This window comes from Methanomassiliicoccales archaeon (genome assembly GCA_014361295.1).
GTDB lineage: Archaea > Thermoplasmatota > Thermoplasmata > Methanomassiliicoccales > JACIVX01 > JACIVX01.
Genome location: JACIVX010000025.1, coordinates 1 through 6,325 on the forward strand (window position 1 = coordinate 1; position 6,325 = coordinate 6,325).

A 6,325-nucleotide genomic window follows, 5' to 3' on the forward strand; every position below is an offset into this window, starting at 1 on the left:
CTTAAGATCGTACTCGCGATTGTTAATTTCTTGGTTATTGTAGGAATAACACTTTTCCTTCCGAAGCCGGATTGGATGAAGATTCTCATAATTTTGGCTGGAGCTGAGGCAATGCTTACTTGGATATCGTTGATCTTTATGAACGTTATGTACGCTCACGAGACAACTAGGTATGAGGCGATGGCCAGAACCACTGAGAGACTTTGGGCCTTCTTTGTTGGGGGAGCAGTTATCTATATTTTCAAATCTCTCACGCCGTTTGTCGTGGCGCTCTTAGTGGGCTATACATTAAGGGAAATTCTAAGGATAAAATGGGGGCTCCAGTTTGTTGATGAGCTTAAAATTCGCTTTAGACCCGAGGTGTGGAAGAGCCTTCTGAAGAAATCCTATCCATTCTGGCTAATTGGATTATTTACTTTAATCTACTACCGTACGGACATGGTGATGCTGGGCCTCATAAGAGGAGATTATGAGACTGGAATTTATAGAGCGGCTTATACGCTGATAGAGGTTTCCCTCTTTGTTCCAAACATTGTTGTATCGACGACGATGCCTTCCATGGCGAGACTATGGAAGGAAGACAAGGGAACTCTCAACGTTTTGTTCAAGAAGAGCTTTCAGATGCTCACCCTTTTAGGGGTTGCTGGTTTGGCCGGCTATTACATTTTTGCTAGGCTTGGAATTTTGATAATCTTTGGAGAGGAGTTCCTCCCAAGTGTTCCCGTGTTGAGGATTTTAGCTTTTGCGGTTCCCTTCATGTTCCTGAATTCTCTGTTGGGGAGCTATATGAACGCTACTGGAAGAGAATTAACATTTACGAAGATAACTGGGTTTACAGCTTTGTTAAATGTTGTTCTGAATTATTTCCTTATTCTGCATTTTGGAGCAGAGGGAGCTGCGGTGGCGACGGTGATGAGTCAGGGAATGGCAAGTGTTTTAAGTCTAAGCAAATCTATTGTTTTGCACTCATAGCAGTTCTTAACGCTCTCTTGATAAAATAACCACTTCTTATTTTGTCACCAAGGGAGAGAGCATTACTCATTAGCTCATAGTAAGTTTCCCTATCCAAATGACTCGCCTTGATAAATAGATCAAATAAATTCTTCCCAACGATGCCGACTTTATATTTTTCTGTAATTTCTGCAACATACTTTGCATGGACATCAACTAAAACAGGAAGCCCAGCAACCATGTAGCTTGAAAACTTTGAAGAGCTACTAAATTTAAAATAACTTGCGAGGTTTATAGGATACCACACAAGCCCAAAATTCCCCTCATTTAGCTTGGAAAGAAAGGTTGCCTCTTCAAAAACCCCCAAATACTTTAAATTTGTCAATTCAAATTTGTTAAGCCATTCTCCGTTTGGGCCAATTAACCATAATTCAACCCCTGCAGGCAAGTTTTTAAGATTGGAACTCAATTCTCCAACTCGTTCTTTAGATAAATTCCCAGAATAAACAATAATCCTCTTCTGGCCAAACTTCCCCTGAGTAGAGTAATGCTTTCTTCTCAAGGATCTTGTTCCCAGATCAAGTATTTCATAATAAACGAACTTTTTACGGGAGACCCCATATCTAAGTTGTATAACATTGGCCATTTCCTCATTAAATACGAGAATCTTATCTGTGTGGTCGAAAATATTGGCCTCTAAAGAATAAGATATATCATCAATTAAGAGGGCCAGCCATGAGCTTTCGTATATGCTATCTGTTCTAATGGAAGATCGTAGACATAGACTATCAGTGAGCCAATATTCTTTGAGATAGCTTCTAACACTTTGCTGTCAAGTATCCTTAGTCTAGTTGTTTTAACTGGATTGCATGCAGCCGGGTATGGAATAAGAAGAACATCAGCTAAAAGAGATTTTAGGATTTTAGAATAATAAAGAAGCGATGAAGCAACGGAGATTCTTTGAGGTAAATGAATAGGGGTAAACCCCAGTTCTGAAGAAAAATTAACGATATCTTGTAAGGTCTGCTTAGTTGCTAAACTCATGCCAGACGTCTTTGGCACAATCACATATCTCTTCAGCATATCACCCCTTGATAAACATTTAAAATTCGGTTAACAATACTCTCCCACCTAAACTGCTCCGCATATTTTCTTATCTTCTCCCTGTCCCGCTCCTTGTCAAGGGTCTTTAAAATTTTCTCCGCTAAACACTTAGGATCGGTGGGCGGGCAGAGCAAGCCGAATTCCTCGGAGGTTATTACCTCCTCACATGTATAGTGAACAAATGGTCCAACTTTCACGATGAATTCCTCCTGATAGCTTGATAAATATTCAAAATTTCTTTGGTAATTTTCGAATTATCAAACTGATTTCTCCATTTAATAGCATTCTGAGAAAGCCGTTCTTTAAGGCCTTCATCCTTCAAAAGTCTCATTATAGCTTCTGCTAAGGCCTTAGGGTTTTTGGGAGGGATCATTAAAACATCAACGTTATCTCTAAGGATTTTAGGGGTATATCCCGCAGAGGTCACAATAGCAGGAAGCCCCACCACCAATGCTTCTTGAAGTGTAGTAGACCAAATGTTCTCCACAGGGGAGAGTGCAACGAATACATCAGCCAAAGCATACCAGACTTCCGTATCATTCCTAGGTCCAATAATATAAAGGTTTTTTAAGTCATGTTTTGTCTTCTCTTTAACACATTTCTTAAATAGTGATCCTCCCCCGACTATTAAAAATGTTATTTCTTCGTGCTCTCTTAGGAGTTTTGCTGCTTCAACAAAAGTCAAAGGATCCTTGTCCCAATCAAGTCTTGCAAGGAATAAAACAACGAACTTGTCATCGATTCTAAGAGATTTTCTCATTTCAGTAGCCTGTCTTTTAAGTTCCTTGCTAAATGGATTAAATCGTTTTAAATTGATCCCCTTGTATATGAACCTTACTTTGTGTCTCAATTGGGGGTAGGAAGAGAGAAGCAGGTCTCTAAGCTCCTCATGATGAGTTAAAATCACGTCGGCGTTCTCAACTACTTCATTAAGCTTGAGCCTCAAAAAGGCATTATCGAAACTTTGGATATAATTTGTTAAGGGAATTCTTACATCATTTCCATGGGCTGTAACAATCACAGGAACTTTGATTTTCTGCTTTAGTAGTATGCTTGCATAGCCGCTCGGCCATGTGAAATGTGCGTGGATTAGATCAAATTCAAGCTTCTCACGTTTAATAATCCTCAATGCAGCTTTAAAGAAGCTGTCACCGAGACGTTTTCTAAAGAACTCTACGGGAGCGTGGAAGAACCGGGGATAGTAGACTCTAACGTTATCATACTCGTAATCGCGGAGGTTTCTGTTAGGCCCCCATGGTTGAGGTGAGATAACATAAACATTTTCGAAATAGTCCTTTAAATATCTCACCTGCTCCTTAACGAATATTCCTCCATAGTGTCTGTTTTCTGTATCTGGGTAAGAGTTAGTGATTATCAGAAGTTTTTTCATAAATTCTCACCATTTTCTTTTCTTCGTTCTTCCAGTTCCATTTTTTAGCGATCTTGGCTGGATTGAACTTAATCTTTTTATTCCTGATTAAATCAAGAACCTGTTTTAGATTACCTGATTCCAGTTTTTTAACGGCAACCCCACATCGGTATTCTTCCACAAAATCTTCCATTAAGGAATCTGCATTTACGATACTCGGTACACCCACCATTGCAGCTTCAAAAACCTTTATCGCAATACCTCTTTTTACGTTCTCCCTTGGGGGATACCATGCAAAAATGACATCACAGAGCTTGTAGTAGTTTGGAATCAACTTGTAATCAACATGCCCAACGAACTCAACGTTTATTTCTGGGTACTCCTTCTGTACGAGTTTTTTTAATTTCTCGGTGCTCTTACCTTCTCCAACGAATAAGATGTTGTACATGTTTTGTTTATCCTTCACTGCCTCAAATAGTGAAATAAAGTTTGATACAGTTCTTTGACCACCTATAAATCCAATTGTGAATTTTTTTGATTTCCTTAGTTTTAGATTTGGATAATCTAGAAAAACATCAAGATCAGGGACGTTCCATATCGTTATGATTTTTTCCGGAAAAATTCCGTGCTTGATATAGTACTCCCGTAGCCCCTCATGTTCCCCCCCGATAGACTGGGTAGCGGCTATCAAAATATCAGGATACCTTGCCATAATGAGATCGAGCTTCTTGATGAGTTCCTCAAAAACACTTTTTTTCCCTTCTATAGAGAAAAAAGTGAAGTAGAGGTCATGTACATCATAAACCCACATAACTTTTTTCTTGAGTTTTTTGAAGAGAAACCCTAACACAGCAGTATCAAAATCATGAGTATGTATGGCATCTGGCTTCAACTTTAAAATAACTCTAAAAGCATTTAGGTAAAATAGTGGGAGCTTCAACGCCATCAACGGCCCGTATCCTGCTTTGGGACCAACACGAATAACCCTAAAGCCTTCAATAACTTCTTCTTTAGGGTACTTCCCCTCCCTGTCCCACGCAATGATGTAAACTTCGTGTCCATGCTTGGCTAGACTTTTTGCTTCTTTATAAACCCTTGGATCGGGTTTGAAGGGATTTGTAACAGTCATTACTATCCTCATTTCATCACCTATAGGCCCTCTTTCCAAGCAACAACCCAGCTATAAATCCAAAGCTTATTAAGTTATGGAAGAGCCACATTACCGGAGGAAGTGCAAGAGCATCGGCGTTTTTTGTTCTTCGCCATAGCCTAAAACCCTCACCGAAAAGTAAAAGCCAGTAAAGGATAAATGGCCACATTAAAATGCTCCACAAAGGAATTAACATTTCAAACCCTAGAAACCCTATAGGAAAAATCCACAGGGGAGAGAAATAGCCTTTTCTTATTGCCATGCTTTTAACCGCACCATAGTTGAAGCTCTGCTTTAAGAATCCTTTCCACGTTGAGCGGGCGAAGTAGTAGCTTACAATCTCAGGATTAAAGAACAGTTTGTAGTCCCTCTTGTTTATTCTCAGGTTGAACTCGAAGTCGTTTCCGGTCAACATATCCTCATCAAAACCCCCGATTTCCTCGGCGATTTTTTTGTCATAAAGCGCGAAGGCAACAGTTTTGGCAAAATGTGGCTTTTCTTCATACCAAAATGTGCTTGCACCAGAAAGAGGTGAGGAGTAGATTAAAGCTACAAACTTGGCCAGTCTACTTTCATAGAGTTTGATTATTTTACCTCCCACTCCAGCAAGCTTTGGTTCCTTTTCCTTAATTTCCAAAAAAGTTTCAACACTTTTTCTTAAAAAATCTCTTTCAGGATAAGCGTGAGCACCAAAAATTATGAAGAAATCCCCTCTTGCCTCTTGGATTCCTATGTTAAAGGCATAAACCTGTCTTCTCTTCGGATTTTTTTGGTATTTCACAAGCTCTGGATATCTACGTTCAAAATCTCTCACTATCTCTGCGGTTTTATCGGTACTCATTCCATCATACACGAGAATTTCATACCTGTCTTTCGGATAATCTTGATTAACCCATTCCTCGAGGCATTTGCCGATGTATTTTTCCTCGTTGTAAGCGGGAATTATAACCGAGACAAATGGAAGCTCCATTATTTCACCCGATACTTTTTTATTATTGCGCACTTTTTATAAATTGGTGTGGTCAATGACTCAAAAGTATTTCGTTCATCCCCTGGCTGTTGTTGAAGAGGACGTTGAAATCGGAGAAGGAACAAGAATATGGCACTTCGCCCACATAAGGAAGGGTGCAAAAATAGGCAAGAACTGCAACATAGGAAAGGACGTGTACATTGATGTGGGAGTTGAAATAGGCAACAACGTTAAAATCCAGAACGGAGTGAGCGTTTATCGCGGCGTCAAGGTTGAGGACGATGTCTTCCTCGGCCCGCATATGACTTTCACCAATGACCTCTATCCGAGGGCCTTTAATCAGGACTGGGAACTCGTGCCAACTTTAGTAAAGAAGGGAGCAAGCATAGGGGCTCACGCAACGATAGTATGCGGCGTGACGATTGGCGAGTACGCAATGGTAGGGGCTGGAGCAGTTGTTACCAAAGATGTGCCACCTTTTGGGTTAGTTTTTGGAAACCCGGCCCGTTTGAAGGGTTTCGTCTGCTACTGCGGAAGAAAATTAAAGGAAAAAATCGGTGAAGATGGGGGTAATATCATATTCAAATGCTCCCACTGTGGGAGAGAGGTTAAAATCAAAAGAGAAGATTATGAAAAATATCTGAAAGAAAAAGACGTGTGAGGTGCTTTAAATGATACCAATTGCTAAGCCTTTAATTAGTGATGAAGAAATAAACGCCGTAACTGAGGTTTTGAAGAGCGGGATGCTTGCAAGCGGGAAGGAAGTAAAAGAGTTTGAAAA

At 40.0% G+C, this 6,325-nt stretch carries 7 protein-coding genes and 1 pseudogene; 2 read left to right on the forward strand and 6 right to left on the reverse strand.

The features are described from left to right. Nucleotides 1-972 (forward strand): flippase (locus H5T41_10570; protein ID MBC7109204.1); only part of this gene is annotated, 972 nt, incomplete at its 5' end. Here H5T41_10570 and H5T41_10575 read toward each other — a convergent pair. The 6 genes and pseudogenes from H5T41_10575 to H5T41_10600 form a co-directional block, all read right to left on the reverse strand. Further along, nucleotides 953-1,597 carry a hypothetical protein gene (locus H5T41_10575; GenBank protein ID MBC7109205.1) on the reverse strand — a complete coding sequence of 215 codons (645 nt, stop codon included), beginning with the start codon at nt 1,595-1,597 and terminating at the stop codon, nt 953-955. The genes H5T41_10570 and H5T41_10575 overlap by 20 nt on opposite strands. Before the next feature lie 74 nt (nt 1,598-1,671). After that, complete coding sequence (locus H5T41_10580; protein MBC7109206.1) at nt 1,672-2,034, reverse strand: hypothetical protein; 363 nt, start codon at nt 2,032-2,034, stop codon at nt 1,672-1,674. Then, nucleotides 2,028-2,216 (reverse strand): annotated as a pseudogene (locus H5T41_10585) (glycosyltransferase family 4 protein). The gene H5T41_10580 and the pseudogene H5T41_10585 overlap by 7 nt, the downstream one beginning before the upstream one ends. Nucleotides 2,217-2,248: 32 nt before the next feature. Beyond that, nucleotides 2,249-3,445, reverse strand: coding sequence for a glycosyltransferase family 4 protein (locus H5T41_10590; protein ID MBC7109207.1), 1,197 nt, complete (start codon nt 3,443-3,445; stop codon nt 2,249-2,251). Beyond that, nucleotides 3,420-4,565, reverse strand: a complete 1,146-nt coding sequence (locus tag H5T41_10595; GenBank protein ID MBC7109208.1) for a glycosyltransferase — start codon at nt 4,563-4,565, stop codon at nt 3,420-3,422. The genes H5T41_10590 and H5T41_10595 overlap by 26 nt, the downstream gene beginning before the upstream one ends. A 4-nt stretch (nt 4,566-4,569) precedes the next feature. Then, nucleotides 4,570-5,544: a glycosyltransferase family 2 protein gene (locus H5T41_10600; protein MBC7109209.1), complete on the reverse strand. Its 975-nt coding sequence runs from the start codon at nt 5,542-5,544 to the stop codon at nt 4,570-4,572. A gap of 55 nt (nt 5,545-5,599) precedes the next feature. Between H5T41_10600 and H5T41_10605 the strand changes: the two genes are divergently transcribed. Next, nucleotides 5,600-6,205 carry an N-acetyltransferase gene (locus H5T41_10605; protein MBC7109210.1) on the forward strand — a complete coding sequence of 202 codons (606 nt, stop codon included), beginning with the start codon at nt 5,600-5,602 and terminating at the stop codon, nt 6,203-6,205. The last annotated feature ends 120 nt before the right edge of the window (nt 6,206-6,325 follow it).